Genomic DNA, 14,264 nt, shown 5'->3' with positions numbered 1-14,264 from the left:
ATACGGACTCAACAAAGGAGACCAAAATGCCCAAGCTCAAGACCAAGAGCGGTGTGAAGAAACGCTTCAAAATCACCGCAACAGGCAAGATCAAACATGGCGTCGTTGGAAAGCGGCACCGTTTGAGCAGCCATAATGCCAAGTATATCCGCCAAAACCGTGGCACCAGCGTGATCTCTGATCCCGATGCCAAGACAATCAAGAAATGGGCGCCCTACGGTCTGTAAGACTGCGCGTACGTTTTCAGACGAAGCGTGGTGCGAAAAAGTGGGAACCGGTTTTTCGGTTAAGCCACGCGACCACGAAAAAATAAAGGATATAGATTATGGCACGCGTCAAACGTGGTGTGACCACCAAAGCCAAACATAAAAGAATTTTAGAGCAGGCGAAGGGCTATTATGGCCGTCGCAAAAATACGATCCGCGTTGCACGCCAGGCCGTCGAAAAGGCCGGCCAATATGCATATCGCGACCGTAAGGTAAACAAGCGGAACTTCCGCGCATTGTGGATCCAGCGTATCAACGCCGCAGTCCGCGCCGAAGGCATGACCTACGGCGTGTTCATGCACGGCCTGAAGCTGGCGAATGTCGAACTCGACCGCAAGGTCCTTGCCGACCTGGCAATGAACGAGGCGGCGATGTTTAGCACCATCATTGCGCAGTCGAAAGCGGCGCTGTCTAAGGCAGCTTAAGCCTCTCACTTCGATACATGCGCAAAAGGGCGTGGGCGGCACTTGCCGTTCGCGCCCTTTTGCTTATGCAGTTCAGGCAGTGAATTTTACCCTCGTCATCCCCGCGCAGGCGGGGATCCAACTCCGGACATCTTTATGCACGCGGACTTCCAACCAACAGTCTATATTTTGGCAAGCCGCCGCTACGGGACGCTATATGTGGGCGTCACGTCGCATCTGATGCAACGACTGCATCAGCACCGCGAAGACATATTTGAAGGCTTTACCGCCAACCATAATGTAAAGATGCTTATTTGGTATGAACAGCATGCCACAATGGAAACGGCAATATTGCGGGAAAAGCAGATCAAGAAATGGAATAGGCAGTGGAAAATCAACCTGATCGAGATGGAAAACCCGAATTGGCGCGATTTGGCGGTTGATTTGGGCTTTCCAACTCTGCCATCGCGGAAGTTGTGAAATTTAGGAACACGCGGGAGTTAGATTCCCGCCTTCGCGGGAATGACGAAAATGAGTGATATTGAGGCAATCGGCAAACGACTGATGCAATTGGTCGAGAGGTCGAAAGACATGGACGCGCTGGAATCCGCACGCATTGCGGTGCTGGGAAAAAACGGCGAGTTAACTGCTCTGTTAAAGACGCTCGGTTCAATGTCGCCCGAGGAGCGCGTCGAAAAAGGGCACAAGATTAATCTGTGGAAGGCTGCAATAATCGGCACAATAGAGGCTCAAAAGACAATCTTTGAAACAGCCACTCTTCAAACACGCCTCGCCACCGAGCGTGTCGACATGACGCTGCCTGCGCCAGACGCCCCGCGTGGGACGATCCACCCCGTTAGCCAGGTCATGGACGAGCTGGCAGAGATTTTCGCCGATATGGGCTTTGCCGTGGCCGAAGGGCCCGAAATTGAGGATGACTGGCACAATTTCACCGCGCTCAACATCCCCGAAACGCATCCGGCCCGCGCCATGCACGACACATTTTATTTTCCCGACGACATGGCCCGCGATGGCCAAAAAATGGTGCTGCGCACGCACACATCGCCCGTGCAAATCCGCACCATGACGTCACAGGAACCACCCATCCGCATCATCGCGCCGGGCCGCGTCTACCGCAGCGACAGCGATGCAACGCACACGCCGATGTTCCACCAGATTGAAGGCCTTGTCATCGACAAGGGCATCCATCTGGGCCATCTGAAATGGACGCTGGAGACATTTTTAAAGGCCTATTTCGAACGCGAGGATGTCGTCCTGCGTCTGCGCCCAAGCTATTTCCCATTCACGGAACCTTCGGTGGAGGTTGATGTCGGCTATTCCGTCATTAACGGCAAACGGGTTATCGGTGGGGCCGAAGGCTGGATGGAAGTGCTCGGCTCGGGCATGGTCCACCGTAAGGTTATTGCGGCCTGCGGGCTTGATCCCGATGTGTGGCAGGGCTTTGCCTTTGGCACAGGCGTCGATCGTCTGGCGATGCTGAAATATGGCATGGATGATCTGCGTGCGTTTTTTGATGGCGATAATCGCTGGCTGCAACATTATGGGTTCAATGCGCTCGATGTACCGACGCTAAGCGGAGGCGTAGGCGCATGAAATTCTCAACTCTTTTGATTCTGGGCCCCGGATCGCTGTCCGGGGCACGAAAGGGATACTTCCAATGAAATTCTCCCTTTCGTGGCTTAAAGAGCATCTCGACACCGACGCGGATATGCCAGCCGTCGCTGACTGCCTGAACCGCATTGGTTTGGAAGTCGAAGGTATTGAAAACCCGGCTGACGCCTTGTCCGCCTTCCGTATTGCAAAGGTCATCAGCGCCGCCCCGCACCCGCAAGCGGACAAGCTGCAAGTCCTGTCGGTTGACGCAGGCGGGGAACCGCTTCAGGTCGTCTGCGGCGCGCCTAATGCGCGCGCAGGCATGCTTGGCGTCTTTGGTCCGGCTGGCGCAGTCGTACCCGCCAATGGCATGGTACTGAAGGTAGCGGCCATCCGCGGCGTCGAATCGAACGGCATGATGTGTTCCATTGCTGAGCTTGAACTTGGCGATGACCATGATGGTATTATCGAGCTTCCAGACGATGCGCCAGTTGGGCAAGTCTATGCTGATTGGGCGGGTCTTGACGACCCAGTCATCGATGTCAGCATTACGCCCAATCGGCAGGATTGCATGGGCGTGCGTGGCATTGCGCGCGATCTGGCGGCGGCAGGGCTGGGCACGCTAAAGCCGCTGGGCGAGGTGTATAAAATTGATCTGTCCGCGCCCTTGGAGGGCACCGACGCCGCGCCGAACGTCCGCACCGATGACGTAGCCGGCTGTCCGGCATTTTATGCGCAATCGGTCTTGGGCGTGCACAATATGGATTCGCCTGAATGGATGCGCGCCAAGTTGAAAGCGATTGGCCAAAAGCCGATTTCTGCCTTGGTCGACATCACCAATTTCCTGTCGATTGACCTTGGCCGCCCTTTACACGTCTATGACCAAGACAAGCTAAATGGTGCGCTGGTAGCGCGCAAAGCCGTAGACGGCGAACAGATGGTTGCGCTCAACGGCAAAAGCTACACGTTGGATGCCAGCATGACCGTCATAGCCGACGACGCGATGGTGCATGACATTGGCGGCATCATGGGCGGCGAACATAGCGGTGTTTCGGAAGGCACAGTGAATGTCCTCATCGAATGCGCGTTTTTCGATCCTGAACATATTGCCCGCACGGGACAGAAGCTTGGCCTGACCAGCGATGCGCGCCAGCGTTTTGAACGGGGCGTTGATCCGGCATTTCTCGACGACGGGCTTGCAATTGCCACAAAGCTTGTTCTTGAGCTGACCGGCGGCACGGCAAGCGCCATCACCCGCGCTGGCCAAGCGCCCGTTGCGCCGCGCATATTTTCTTATGATACCGATTATTGCCGCCGCCTGGGCGGGGTTGATGTTGCGCCAGAGGAACAGCGCAACATTCTTGAAAGACTTGGCTTTTCGGTCACATCGGACTGGAGCATAATTGTGCCGTCATGGCGTCGTGACGTCGATGGACCCGCCGACATTGTGGAAGAAGTTGTGCGCATGGTTGGCCTCGACAATGTCGTGTCGGTGCCATTGCCCCGCGCCGATGGCGTGGCCAAGCCCACCGCGACGCCCGCGCAATCCTTGGAACGCAAAGTCCGGCGCGCGGCGGCGGCACGCGGCCTCAATGAAGCCATCAACTGGTCCTTTCTGCCGCAAAAGGCGGCCGACGCCTTTGGTGGTGGCGCATGGGGCCTAGCTAACCCGATTTCCGAGGACATGAAGGTCATGCGACCTTCTTTGTTGCCTGGGCTGCTTTCGGCGGCACAGCGCAACATGGATCGCGGCGCATCTTCGGTTCGGTTATTCGAGATTGGGCGGCGCTACTTCGTTGGCACTGACGGCACGAGCGACGAGCGCGCAACCGCAGGAATCGTGCTGGCGGGGGATCGTTCGGCGCGAAACTGGGCAGCGGGTAAGGCCGCACGCTTTGACGCCTTCGATGCAAAGGCAGAAGCGATTGCCTTGCTGAAGGCCGCAGGCGTCGCCACCGACGGCTTGCTGGTAATGGACGATGCGGGCGCGCATTATCATCCGGGGCAGTCGGCCACCTTGCGCATGGGGCCAAAGAACATATTGGCGGCCTTTGGCACTTTACACCCGGCAACTGCAAAGGCGTTCGACCTTGATGGCGTTGTCGTGGCGGCGGAAATCTTTTTGGATGCCATACCGTTGAAGAAAGCGAGCGGCTTCATGCGGCCAGCGTTCACACCACCAGCATTGCAAGCGGTGACGCGCGATTTTGCGTTTCTGGTCGCAGCAGACATGCCTGCGCATGATCTGGTTCGCGCCATAAAGGGTTGCGACAAGGATGATATCGTGGCGGTCCGCCTGTTCGACCGCTTCGCCGGACAAGGCGTGCCTGAAGGGCAAGTGAGCCTTGCGGTTGAAGTTACGCTTCAGCCGACGGAAAAAAGCTATAGCGATGATGAACTGAAAGCCATTTCAGACAAGGTCATCGCCGCGGCCACAAAATTGGGCGCCGTGCTGCGCGGATGAAAAAGGCCGGGCGATTGCCCGGCCTTTTTTACATAAGCGTCGAAACGCGTGCTTAGAACTTCACACCCGCAGTTAGAAATACTTGGCGTGGGTTGCCATAGAACGCCGTCAGCGTGCCTTCACGGCCTAACGACGCGAGCGGCAAGCCACCACCGCCAAGCGTTGGCACACCCGTGGTCGCATTGCCCACGATGAAGCTATAGCCCGAGGTCTTATATTCCTTGTCAGTAAGGTTTTTACCATGCAGGCCTATGCTCCAACGATCATCAGGTGATGTGTAGACCAGGCTCGCATCCACCAAGGCATAGCCGGATTGATCGATATACGGATTTGGAATTTCGAACTGCGAGGTGCTGCTGCGGTATGAAACCGTTGTGCCGAAATTCAAACGTCCAGCACCGGCGGGCGTCATATAAGCAAGCGTCGCGCTTGCCGTCAAAGATGGCGTATTCTGCACATCGCGATATTGGGCCACATCGGTCGGAACGCTTGCAATGTTGGTTATATATTCGTCAAATTGTGCGTCGATATACCCCACCGCACCCAGCAGGTTGAGGCGGTCGCCATCGCTCGCGAAGCTTTCAGCCAAACGTGCGTTGAATTCCAGCTCGACACCCTTGAAAGTTGCCTTGCCCGCGTTTGACGTAACGCCACAGAAAGATGGCAAGCCGCCCACGATGCAGGCAACCGAACCGGGGATTTGGACATCCTTATAATCGGCGTAGAAGCCAGCAAGGGCAAAGGTCAGACCGCCATCAAACAAATTGCCCTTATAGCCAACTTCATAACTGTCGACGCTTTCAGGGCGGAAGCTCAGAAACGCCGCGACTTCTTCATTTTCGCCCCGAATGCCGTTGCCGTTCAAATCAGGCGCGTTGGTGCCAACACCGCGCGGGTCGAAACCGCCGCCCTTGAAGCCCTGGCTAAAGCTGGCGTAGATATTGTGATCTGGCGCTGGCTTGAAGCTAAGCGATATGCGTGGCGTGAATTTTTTGAAGCTGCGGCTGCCGTTGAAATTGGTGCTTGGTGCGCCAAAGGGCACGCCTGCTCCACCAAAAAATGGGGAACCACCGCCCAGATAATTCTGGCGCAGGATGTTTGCACTGCGCTCGTCCCACGTATATCGCCCACCAAATGACAGGCTCAACTGTTCGGAAAAATCATAAGTGAAATCGCCGAACACGGCGTAGGTTTCAGTGTCGACCGCAGCATTGGTAAAGGCTGTCAGTCCCGCCAAAGTGTTGAAAAGGCGAACGTCGAACAACGTGTCCGCCGTTGCATCAAGATAATAAGCACCGACCATGCCGCTAAATGGCCCCGCATCAACGAGTAATTGAACCTCTTGGCTAATCTGTTCGTTGAAATAGCCACCGGGCACGTCAACGTCCGCCGCAGGCAATGCGTCGAAGTCGATTGGGGTCAGACTGTCATCCTTGCGCCATGCACTGATAGAACGCAGCGTCAGGCTGTCCGACAGATCGACCGAAATGTTCATCGCAAAGCCAAAAGCCTCAATATCCTGCTTTGGATCGACAAGCCCGCCGCGTGTGTCATAGACATTTTCCAGCACAGGCGCGCCCGAAAGCAGGCCCCGGATCAAGCGATGGCCACCGCGCGGGTTGCTTTTGTCATGGCTGTAATCGCCGCTGATGCGAACCGAAACTGGCGCGCCATAGCCGCCCATTTCAAGCGTGCCACGCGCCGCCCAGACGTCCTTGTTATAGTTTTCCAGACCCGTGGTCAGATTGTCGCCAAAGCCACCACGCGAGAGCCGCGCGACGCTGCCGCCGACGCGGACAATGTCGCCAAGGGGTGCCGAAACGGTCAAGACGCCGTCGGCTTGGTCATATGTCCCAACGGTAGCGCGTGCACTTAGTGCAAAGTCTTGCGGCAACCGCTTGGTTACATATTTGACCGCGCCGCCGATGGTGTTGCGGCCATATAATGTGCCTTGTGGGCCGCGCAGCACTTCGATGCGCTCAACTTCATATATGTCCAGCACCGCAGCTTGCGGACGATTCAGATAGACATCGTCGAGATAGATACCGACGCCCGGTTCAAAACCGGAAACAGGGTCCTGCTGCCCAATGCCGCGGATGAAAGCGGACAATGTCGAGTTGCTGCCGCGCGACGTTTCAAGCGTGGTGTTTGGTGTGATATTTCCGATGTCGGTGAGGTCAAGCGCACCTCGCATTTCAAGCGATTCACCAGAAAAAGCACTCACCGCGATTGGCACGTCGATAAGATTTTCCTCACGGCGGCGAGCAGTAACGATGATTTCGCCGCTGCCTTCGGCCTCATTCATGGTGGGCGCAGTCTCTTGCGCAAACGCAGGCGCTGCCCAGACCACACCCGACGATGCGATGCTGGCGAATAAGGCGGCGCGGATTATCGCAGTTTTAGGGGATTTCATTGTTCACTCTCCTCCAATATTGCGGGTCTTTACCCGCTTGCAAATTGCCTTATAGTGAAAGTTGAACCATGTTTCAACTTAATGGATTTAGAAAGCGTAGCGAATGTCTGCCGAACGTGGCATATCAGCAACAATGACACCGGCAGGAAAAACGCCGCGCACCGAAAGGGGGCGTAAGACTCTGCGTCTTTTGCTAGATGCGGCGGCAGCGGAGTTCGGCGAAAAGGGGTTTCACGACAGTTCTGTTGTCTCGATTACGCAACGTGCGGGCGCAGCTCTTGGTAGTTTCTACACCTATTTTGATTCGAAAGATTCGCTGTTCCGTGCGCTCGTGCGCGATATGTCCGCTCAGGTGCGCCATAATGTTGGTCCAGTGATGGCAGCAGAACCCGACCGGATGGAGGGCGAGCGCAAAGGCCTTGCCAAATTCCTAGAATTCGTGCGCGAGCATAAAGAGCTTTACCGGATTATCGATGAAGCCGAGTTTGTCGATCCGCCAAGTTATCGCGCGCATTATGAAGACACGGTAAAGGGCTATCTCGCCAGCTTGAAAAACGCCGCCGCCAAGGGCCAGTTGCGCGATGATGTCGAGGAAGTCCACGCTTGGGCCATTGTCGGCATGAACGTGTTTCTGGGCCTACGCTACGGCGTCATGGGCGAAGATCGCGACGTGGCCGATGTGGCCAACATTGCCACTGATCTGCTGACAAACGGGTTGAAGCGTTAATCAATCGCCCCTAAGCCGCGCGGTATGACGCTGAACCGCCGGACCTTTGCCATTATTTCCCACCCTGATGCGGGTAAGACCACGCTGACGGAGAAATTGCTGCTGCAAGGTGGCGCGATTCACTTGGCCGGTGAAGTCAAGGCACGCGGGCAAGCCCGGCGCGCGCGTTCGGACTGGATGAAGATCGAACAACAACGCGGAATTTCGGTTACATCATCGGTGATGACGTTCCAGAAAGATGGCATTGTTTTCAACTTGCTCGATACGCCGGGGCATGAGGATTTTTCCGAAGATACCTACCGGACGCTGACGGCGGTCGATTCGGCCATCATGGTCATTGATGCGGCCAAAGGTATTGAGCCGCAAACCCGCAAGCTGTTTGAAGTCTGCCGCCTGCGCAGCGTGCCGATCATCACCTTCGTCAACAAGGTAGACCGCGAAGGCCGCGCCGCGTTTGAAACGATTGACGAGGTCGCCGACGCACTCGCGCTGGATGTCTGCCCGATGAATTGGCCCGTTGGCATGGGCGGTGAATTTGAAGGCCTATATGATTTCAATAGCGGCCGCCTCAGCCAACCGTCGGGCGACAGCAAGGCATTTGAAGGCAAAATTAGCGATCATAGCGGGCTTGACGCGGCCACGCTGGAACAGGTGCTAACGCCAGCGGGCGTACACCGACTGCGCGAGGAAGCGGAACTTGCGCAAGCGGGATATGCGGACTTTGACCTGACCGCGTTCCAGAACGGCGACCTGACGCCTGTATATTTCGGGTCTGCGTTGAAAGAATTTGGCGTGATCGAGCTGATCAACGCCATTGCGGCCTTCGCCCCCCCACCCCGGCCACAGCCAAGTTCAAAGGGCAATATCGATCCGTCGGAAAAGGAAGTCACCGGCTTTATTTTTAAGGTGCAGGCCAATATGGACCCGCAGCACCGTGACCGTATCGCATTCATGCGGCTGTGCTCAGGCACGTTCAAGCGTGGCATGAAGTTGACGCCATCCGGGCTTGGAAAGCCGGTGGCGATTCATTCGCCAATCCTGTTTTTTGCCCAAGACCGCGAAATTGCCGACAGCGCCGAACCCGGCGACATCATCGGTATTCCTAACCATGGCACGCTACGTGTTGGCGATACCTTGTCGGAACGCAATGATGTCCGCTTTACGGGCCTGCCGAATTTTGCACCGGAAATCTTGCGCCGTGTCGTGTTGCGCGACCCCACCAAGACCAAGCAATTGCGCAAGGCGCTCGATGACTTGAGCGAAGAGGGCGTCATTCAGGTATTCTACCCTGAAATCGGTTCCAATTGGGTCATTGGCGTTGTCGGGCAATTGCAATTGGACGTGCTGATCTCTCGGCTTGAGGCGGAGTATAAGGTCGATGCTTTCTTGGAAGCTGCGCCATATGACACGGCGCGCTGGCTGATCGGTTCGGAAAGCGCATTGGCGCAATTTGTGTCGTTCAACGGCGGCAATATGGCCAAGGATCGCGATGGCCACCCTGTGTTTATGGCGCGCTCGTCATGGGATGTGGGGTATCAACAGGAAAAGCATCCGGACCTGAAATTTAGCGCAACCAAAGAGCGCTAACGCCAGACAGCAACGCCAAAGGGTTCAATTTCGGGGCTGCCGATGACGAATACTGCGCCGTCTGGCGCAGGGGCATTCGCGCGCGTTTCGGCAAGATTGAACGCAAAGGTCAGATCACCCCGGCGGCGCAAGCGCAATGTCGGCGGCAGCAGCGTTATGGCGACCCCAGCCTCAGCACACAAATCAACCAGCATGTTTTTGACACACGCGTCGTCGGTCAACGTCGCGAGATACACGCTCCGTCCTGACCGGACCGCCGCGGGTGCGCCATCTTCATAAGTGGCGATGATATCCGCCGCGCCGACTTCGATCGTTTCGCGCCAACGTCCGCTTTCATGCACCGAATTCTTGTACGTGATGGTCCCGTTACAATCTGGACGCAGCGTTTCTACCGACGTCACCTTGATCGGCACAAATTCACGCAATCGTCCCGGCGGCAGGCCGTCAACAATAGAAAACTCCTCCGTCTTTGCGCCGCAGCGCGGACCAAATAGTAACAGGCCCTCGCTCGCTTTCAACGCATCGAACGCAGCATCATCGAGCACCGCCAGCGTTGGCACGACAATCAGGCGATAACCATCCAGCCGCGCTTCGCCTGCCGACACAAAGTCCACATCGACGCCAGCGCCGCGCAGCGCGCAATAATATTGGAAGATGACGGCATCATATCGATAGCCCGCGCCTTGACGCTCAATATCATCGACCCAGCCCGACACCGGATCAATGATGATCGCCACAGGGGCCTTGGGCGCCACCGCCGACATGTCGCCCAGCAACTGCATCTCTGCCGCCACCTGCTCGACCTCCGCCCATGCCGTCGCGGGCATATCGTCGGGCCGCAATAGCCCTGCATGCATTTGTTCCTGCGCAAATGGCACTTGCCGCCAGCGGAAATAGGCAACGCAGCCTGCGCCATGGGCAAAGGCCTGCAGCGTCCAATGGCGCACCATACCGGGTGCAGGGCGCGGATTATGCGGTGCCCAGTTTACCGGACCCGGCTGCTGCTCCATCACCCACCACGCACCCTTGGACAGGCCGCGCACCGAATCGAAATTCAGCGCGGCCAGGTCAGGATGTCCCGTGCGCATAAACGGCTTCCATTCCTCCGCCGACGCCTTCGCCATCAATTGATCCGAAAAGCCGAGCGGATAATTGTCATAGCTCACGAAATCGAGCGCCTTCGTCAAAGCGGCATTATCAACGCCAGTTGTAGCCGGCGGAATGATGTTGTGCGTCACCCATTGGTCCGGCCGGGCATGACGGCGAATGGCCGATATCATGACGTCATGAAAATGTACGACTTGTTCCGATGCAAAACGGCGATAGGCCAAACGGTGCGCCGGGTTCGTCTCACACACCGTGAAAAAGGGAAGCTCGATCTGGTCGAAGCCATCATATTCCATCGACCAGAACACATTGCCCCATGCCGCATTCAACGTTTCGATATCGCCATAACGCTGCGCGCAATAAGCGCGGAACTTTTCCAACGCCGCTGGCGATGCGCTCATTGTCGTGTCGTGGCAGCACAGTTCATTGTCCGTCTGCCAACCCACAACATGGGGGTGGCCGCCATATCGCCGCGCCATTGCGTCAGTAATGCGTTCCGCCTGCATCAAATAGGTTTCGCTCGAAAAATCATAATGTCGCCGCGACCCGAACCCGCGGACCTGGCCGGTGTGAATATCAACCGGCAGAATATCAGGATATTTTGCGCACAAATATTTGGGCGGTGTTGCGGTCGGTGTCCCCAACACGACCTTGAGGCCCACAGCGCCGAGGGTTTCGATCGCGCGGTCCATCCACGCCCAATCAAAAACGCCTTCGCTTTTTTCGATCCGCCCCCAGGCGAATTCGCCGATGCGCACATAGGTCAGCCCAAGCGCACGCATCCGACGGGCGTCACGCGGCCAAAATTCTTCCGGCCAATGTTCGGGATAATAGCAAACACCTAACATACGGCGTATTTAGCGGACGCCGAGCGCCTGACAAGCCTGTAGACGTTGTGCCTTTAGGAACGCGCATAGACCCGCAAACTGCGGCGGCGGTCATGACGCATGCGATGGACGTAAGGGAGACAACAGCGCCATAATTCTTGCATTCTGCCATTTTCTCGCCATGACTGGCGCTTATCTAAGGTGCATGACAATAGCTGGCCCCATTGATTCGCCTCTGCGTAACAGCACTCTGACCGCGCATACCCCTGCAACAGATGTCCAGCCGGATAGTGATGTTGCGATGCGCGCGGCTGCGCTCAAGCGCGTGCCCGATGATAAGGCGATGCTGCGCGCTGTGGCTGAATTGACGCGCGACTTGGGCACGCCCAACCCACGCATTTTCTGGTCTGACTTTCTGGCGTCCGCCTTTTTGGGTTATGCTGGCCTTGCGGTAACAATCCTTTCCGGCAATCTTTGGCTGCAATGTGTCGCAGCTCTGATATCGGTGCTTGCGCTCTATCGCGCCGGCGGCTTCATCCATGAAGTCAGCCATGTAAAGCATTCGGCCCTACCCGGTTTCCGCTTTGGCTTTAACGCGGTGATTGGTGTGCCTCTGCTCGTGCCGTCGTACATGTATGAAGGCATTCACAATCTCCACCATGCGCGCACGCGATACGGTACCGATCAGGATCCTGAATATCTGCCGCTGGCGTTGATGAAGCCTTGGACATTACCCTTGTTCATATTCGCCTCTCTGCTCGCACCCTTTGCATTGCTGTTCCGCAACGCCGTGCTTGCGCCGCTTTCGCTGTTCATTCCCGGGCTTCGCCAGATTGTGGTGGAACGATATTCAGGCCTTGCAATCAATCCCGCCTTCCGCCGCCGTCCGGCCGAGGGCGAAGCGCGTCGCAACTGGATCATACAAGAAACCGCCGCGAGCATTTGGTCGATTGTTCTGCTGGGCGGCGTGTTCAGCGGCTATATTCCGATGAATGCCTTTCTGATATTTTTGGCTATCGTCTCCAGCGTTGCCGTGCTGAATCAGGTCCGCACACTTGTGGCCCATTTATGGGAAAATGACGGGGAGCCGTTAAGCGTCACTGCGCAGTTCCTCGACAGCGTCAACGTGCCGCCACCCGGTATGCTGGCATCAATCTGGGCACCCGTAGGACTGCGCTACCACGCGCTGCACCATTTACTCCCCAGCGTACCCTATCATGCCTTAGGCGAAGCCCACCGCCGCCTAACAGCACAATTGGCCCCGGACTCCGCCTATCACCGCGCAAATTATGATGGTTTGGCAGGGTTGGTGACGCGATTGACGCGCAGCACGTTCGTGCGGGGCGGTTAAGATATGACGCCCAAACACCGCTTTTTCCGGCATGGCTTTAAAGTCTGCCGGTAGGCCATCGCTATTTCTTCGTGCCTCTTGGAAGACCTTTTTGCGCAGTTTTAATTTCAGAAATTACCTTGTCAGCCGCTTCATGGCGCAACGCTTTAACCTTTGCTTTAAACTTGTCATATTCACGTTCGGCGTGTCTTTTGGCATCCTGCATGGATACACGTCCACCCGAACGCAGCACTGACCGACCTAGGGTCAGGACCTATTAAATCCACCTTCGCGGTTTGAGGCCATTTTGTTCAGTGCAAGGCGGCAAAGCGCAGGCTTATACCAAGCTGCGGTGAGGCTGACTCAGATTTGGGATTCCCAAACGGTGGAAAGTCTGATTCTATGTTGTTCTTCATTTGGAGGACGTGACATGGGATCAGCGATTAGCTTGCGGGATGATTTTGACGGCACTGCCTTGAGGCGACTGGCGCGGAAGTCGAAAAGTGCGAACCAGGCCCGCCGGCTTTTGGCATTGGCCGAGATCTACGACGGTGGCAGCCGGACAAGGGCGGCGCGGATCGGCGGGGTGGGCTTACAGATCGTGCGTGACTGGGTGGTGAGGTTCAACGCCCGAGGTCCCGATGGGCTGCTCGATGGCAAGGCCCCGGGAAGACAGTCGCTGCTCAATGATGCCCAGCGCCGCGCGCTTGTCGAAATGGTCGAGTGCGGCCCGATCCCGGCGATCCATGGCGTCGTTCGCTGGCGGCTGGTCGACTTGGTCCAGTGGCTTCATTACGAATTTGCTGTCTCGCTTGATGCAACGACCGTGGGGCGTGAGCTAAAGAGACTGGGCTATGTCAAGCTGACGGCGCGGCCTCGCCACTACGCCCAGAACGAGCTTGCGATGGAGGCCTTTAAAAAGGGGGCTTTGCCGCCGAGCTTGCAAAGGTCAGAGCAACTCTCCCGAAGGGCACGCCGATAGAGATTTGGTTCCAGGACGAAGCGCGGATTGGCCAGAAGAACAAGATCACGCGGCGTTGGGCCAGACGCGGGACGCGGCCATCGGCACCCAAAGACCAGCGGACCAAATCGGCCTATATCTTCGGCGCAATCTGCCCGGAGCACGGCAAGGGCGCGGGGCTGGTGCTGCCGTTCTGCAATACCGAAACCATGACACTCCATCTGACAGAAATAGCGCTCGCCGTCGCTCCTGGCGCTCACGCTGTTATACTGATGGATCAAGCCGGTTGGCATATGACTGACAAGCTGGATGTTCCCGGCAATATCAGCATCATCGCGCTTCCGGCCAAATGTCCTGAACTCAACCCGGTTGAGAATATCTGGCAGTTCATGCGCGACAACTGGCTCTCCAACCGGGTGTTCACTTCCCACGACAATATCGTCGACCTCTGCTGCGAGGCGTGGAACAAACTCATAGATCAGCCTTGGCGCATTATGACCATCGGGCACCGCAAATGGGCCAGTGGGTTATGATCATTGCAGGTTGGTATTAGTGGTTCTAAGT

12 protein-coding genes are annotated in these 14,264 nt (G+C 56.7%); 9 read left to right on the top strand and 3 right to left on the bottom strand.

Annotation, left to right across the window (positions count from 1 at the left end; genetic code table 11):
- Positions 1-26: 26 nt before the first annotated feature.
- From rpmI to pheT, 5 genes are all read left to right on the top strand, one after another.
- A complete protein-coding gene (rpmI, locus tag HEQ34_RS02930; RefSeq protein ID WP_125231188.1) occupies positions 27-227 on the top strand; it encodes a 50S ribosomal protein L35 in 201 nt (66 codons plus the stop codon).
- A 98-nt stretch (positions 228-325) separates the two neighbouring features.
- On the top strand, positions 326-691 hold the full coding sequence (gene rplT, locus HEQ34_RS02925) for a 50S ribosomal protein L20 (RefSeq protein ID WP_296197116.1): 366 nt from the start codon (positions 326-328) through the stop codon (positions 689-691).
- Positions 692-826: 135 nt separating this feature from the next.
- On the top strand, positions 827-1,150 hold the full coding sequence (locus tag HEQ34_RS02920; RefSeq protein WP_296197114.1) for a GIY-YIG nuclease family protein: 324 nt from the start codon (positions 827-829) through the stop codon (positions 1,148-1,150).
- Between the two features lie 51 nt (positions 1,151-1,201).
- Complete coding sequence (pheS, locus tag HEQ34_RS02915) at positions 1,202-2,284, top strand: phenylalanine--tRNA ligase subunit alpha (RefSeq protein WP_296197113.1); 1,083 nt, start codon at positions 1,202-1,204, stop codon at positions 2,282-2,284.
- A 64-nt stretch (positions 2,285-2,348) separates the two neighbouring features.
- Complete coding sequence (gene pheT / locus HEQ34_RS02910) at positions 2,349-4,748, top strand: phenylalanine--tRNA ligase subunit beta (protein WP_296197111.1); 2,400 nt, start codon at positions 2,349-2,351, stop codon at positions 4,746-4,748.
- A gap of 52 nt (positions 4,749-4,800) precedes the next feature.
- Here pheT and HEQ34_RS02905 read toward each other — a convergent pair whose 3' ends face one another.
- Positions 4,801-7,161: a TonB-dependent receptor gene (locus HEQ34_RS02905; protein WP_296197108.1), complete on the bottom strand. Its 2,361-nt coding sequence runs from the start codon at positions 7,159-7,161 to the stop codon at positions 4,801-4,803.
- Positions 7,162-7,264: 103 nt separating this feature from the next.
- Between HEQ34_RS02905 and HEQ34_RS02900 the strand changes: the two genes are divergently transcribed.
- Positions 7,265-7,888: a TetR/AcrR family transcriptional regulator gene (locus HEQ34_RS02900; protein WP_296197106.1), complete on the top strand. Its 624-nt coding sequence runs from the start codon at positions 7,265-7,267 to the stop codon at positions 7,886-7,888.
- A 24-nt stretch (positions 7,889-7,912) separates the two neighbouring features.
- Entirely contained in the window at positions 7,913-9,475 is a 1,563-nt protein-coding gene (locus tag HEQ34_RS02895; RefSeq protein WP_296197101.1) for a peptide chain release factor 3, read from the top strand.
- Here HEQ34_RS02895 and HEQ34_RS02890 read toward each other — a convergent pair.
- A complete protein-coding gene (locus HEQ34_RS02890) occupies positions 9,472-11,430 on the bottom strand; it encodes a beta-galactosidase (RefSeq protein ID WP_296197098.1) in 1,959 nt (652 codons plus the stop codon). The genes HEQ34_RS02895 and HEQ34_RS02890 overlap by 4 nt on opposite strands.
- Before the next feature lie 280 nt (positions 11,431-11,710).
- Between HEQ34_RS02890 and HEQ34_RS02885 the strand changes: the two genes are divergently transcribed.
- Positions 11,711-12,760: a fatty acid desaturase gene (locus tag HEQ34_RS02885; protein WP_296197180.1), complete on the top strand. Its 1,050-nt coding sequence runs from the start codon at positions 11,711-11,713 to the stop codon at positions 12,758-12,760.
- A gap of 61 nt (positions 12,761-12,821) precedes the next feature.
- Here the strand turns inward: HEQ34_RS02885 and HEQ34_RS02880 are convergent, their stop codons facing one another.
- Positions 12,822-12,965 carry a hypothetical protein gene (locus tag HEQ34_RS02880; RefSeq protein WP_296197096.1) on the bottom strand — a complete coding sequence of 48 codons (144 nt, stop codon included), beginning with the start codon at positions 12,963-12,965 and terminating at the stop codon, positions 12,822-12,824.
- A 204-nt stretch (positions 12,966-13,169) separates the two neighbouring features.
- Between HEQ34_RS02880 and HEQ34_RS02875 the strand changes: the two genes are divergently transcribed.
- Positions 13,170-14,233, top strand: a protein-coding gene (locus HEQ34_RS02875; protein ID WP_296196779.1) for an IS630 family transposase whose coding sequence is annotated in 2 segments (ribosomal slippage) — positions 13,170-13,661 and positions 13,664-14,233 — 1,062 coding nt in all. Because the reading frame shifts where the segments join, the coding sequence is not laid out codon by codon here.
- The last annotated feature ends 31 nt before the right edge of the window (positions 14,234-14,264 follow it).

The sequence above is a fragment of the Sphingorhabdus sp. genome, from assembly GCF_023910635.1.
In the GTDB taxonomy this organism is placed as follows: domain Bacteria; phylum Pseudomonadota; class Alphaproteobacteria; order Sphingomonadales; family Sphingomonadaceae; genus Sphingorhabdus_B.
This window is presented reverse-complemented; position numbering and strand designations above follow the sequence as displayed.

Coding starts and splice junctions, on each gene's coding strand:
- rpmI (WP_125231188.1), top strand. CDS start 27: ATGCCCAAGCTCAAGACCAAGAGCGGTGTGAAGAAACGCTTCAAAATC.
- rplT (WP_296197116.1), top strand. CDS start 326: ATGGCACGCGTCAAACGTGGTGTGACCACCAAAGCCAAACATAAAAGA.
- HEQ34_RS02920 (WP_296197114.1), top strand. CDS start 827: ATGCACGCGGACTTCCAACCAACAGTCTATATTTTGGCAAGCCGCCGC.
- pheS (WP_296197113.1), top strand. CDS start 1,202: ATGAGTGATATTGAGGCAATCGGCAAACGACTGATGCAATTGGTCGAG.
- pheT (WP_296197111.1), top strand. CDS start 2,349: ATGAAATTCTCCCTTTCGTGGCTTAAAGAGCATCTCGACACCGACGCG.
- HEQ34_RS02905 (WP_296197108.1), bottom strand. CDS start 7,161: ATGAAATCCCCTAAAACTGCGATAATCCGCGCCGCCTTATTCGCCAGC.
- HEQ34_RS02900 (WP_296197106.1), top strand. CDS start 7,265: ATGTCTGCCGAACGTGGCATATCAGCAACAATGACACCGGCAGGAAAA.
- HEQ34_RS02895 (WP_296197101.1), top strand. CDS start 7,913: ATGACGCTGAACCGCCGGACCTTTGCCATTATTTCCCACCCTGATGCG.
- HEQ34_RS02890 (WP_296197098.1), bottom strand. CDS start 11,430: ATGTTAGGTGTTTGCTATTATCCCGAACATTGGCCGGAAGAATTTTGG.
- HEQ34_RS02885 (WP_296197180.1), top strand. CDS start 11,711: ATGCGCGCGGCTGCGCTCAAGCGCGTGCCCGATGATAAGGCGATGCTG.
- HEQ34_RS02880 (WP_296197096.1), bottom strand. CDS start 12,965: ATGCAGGATGCCAAAAGACACGCCGAACGTGAATATGACAAGTTTAAA.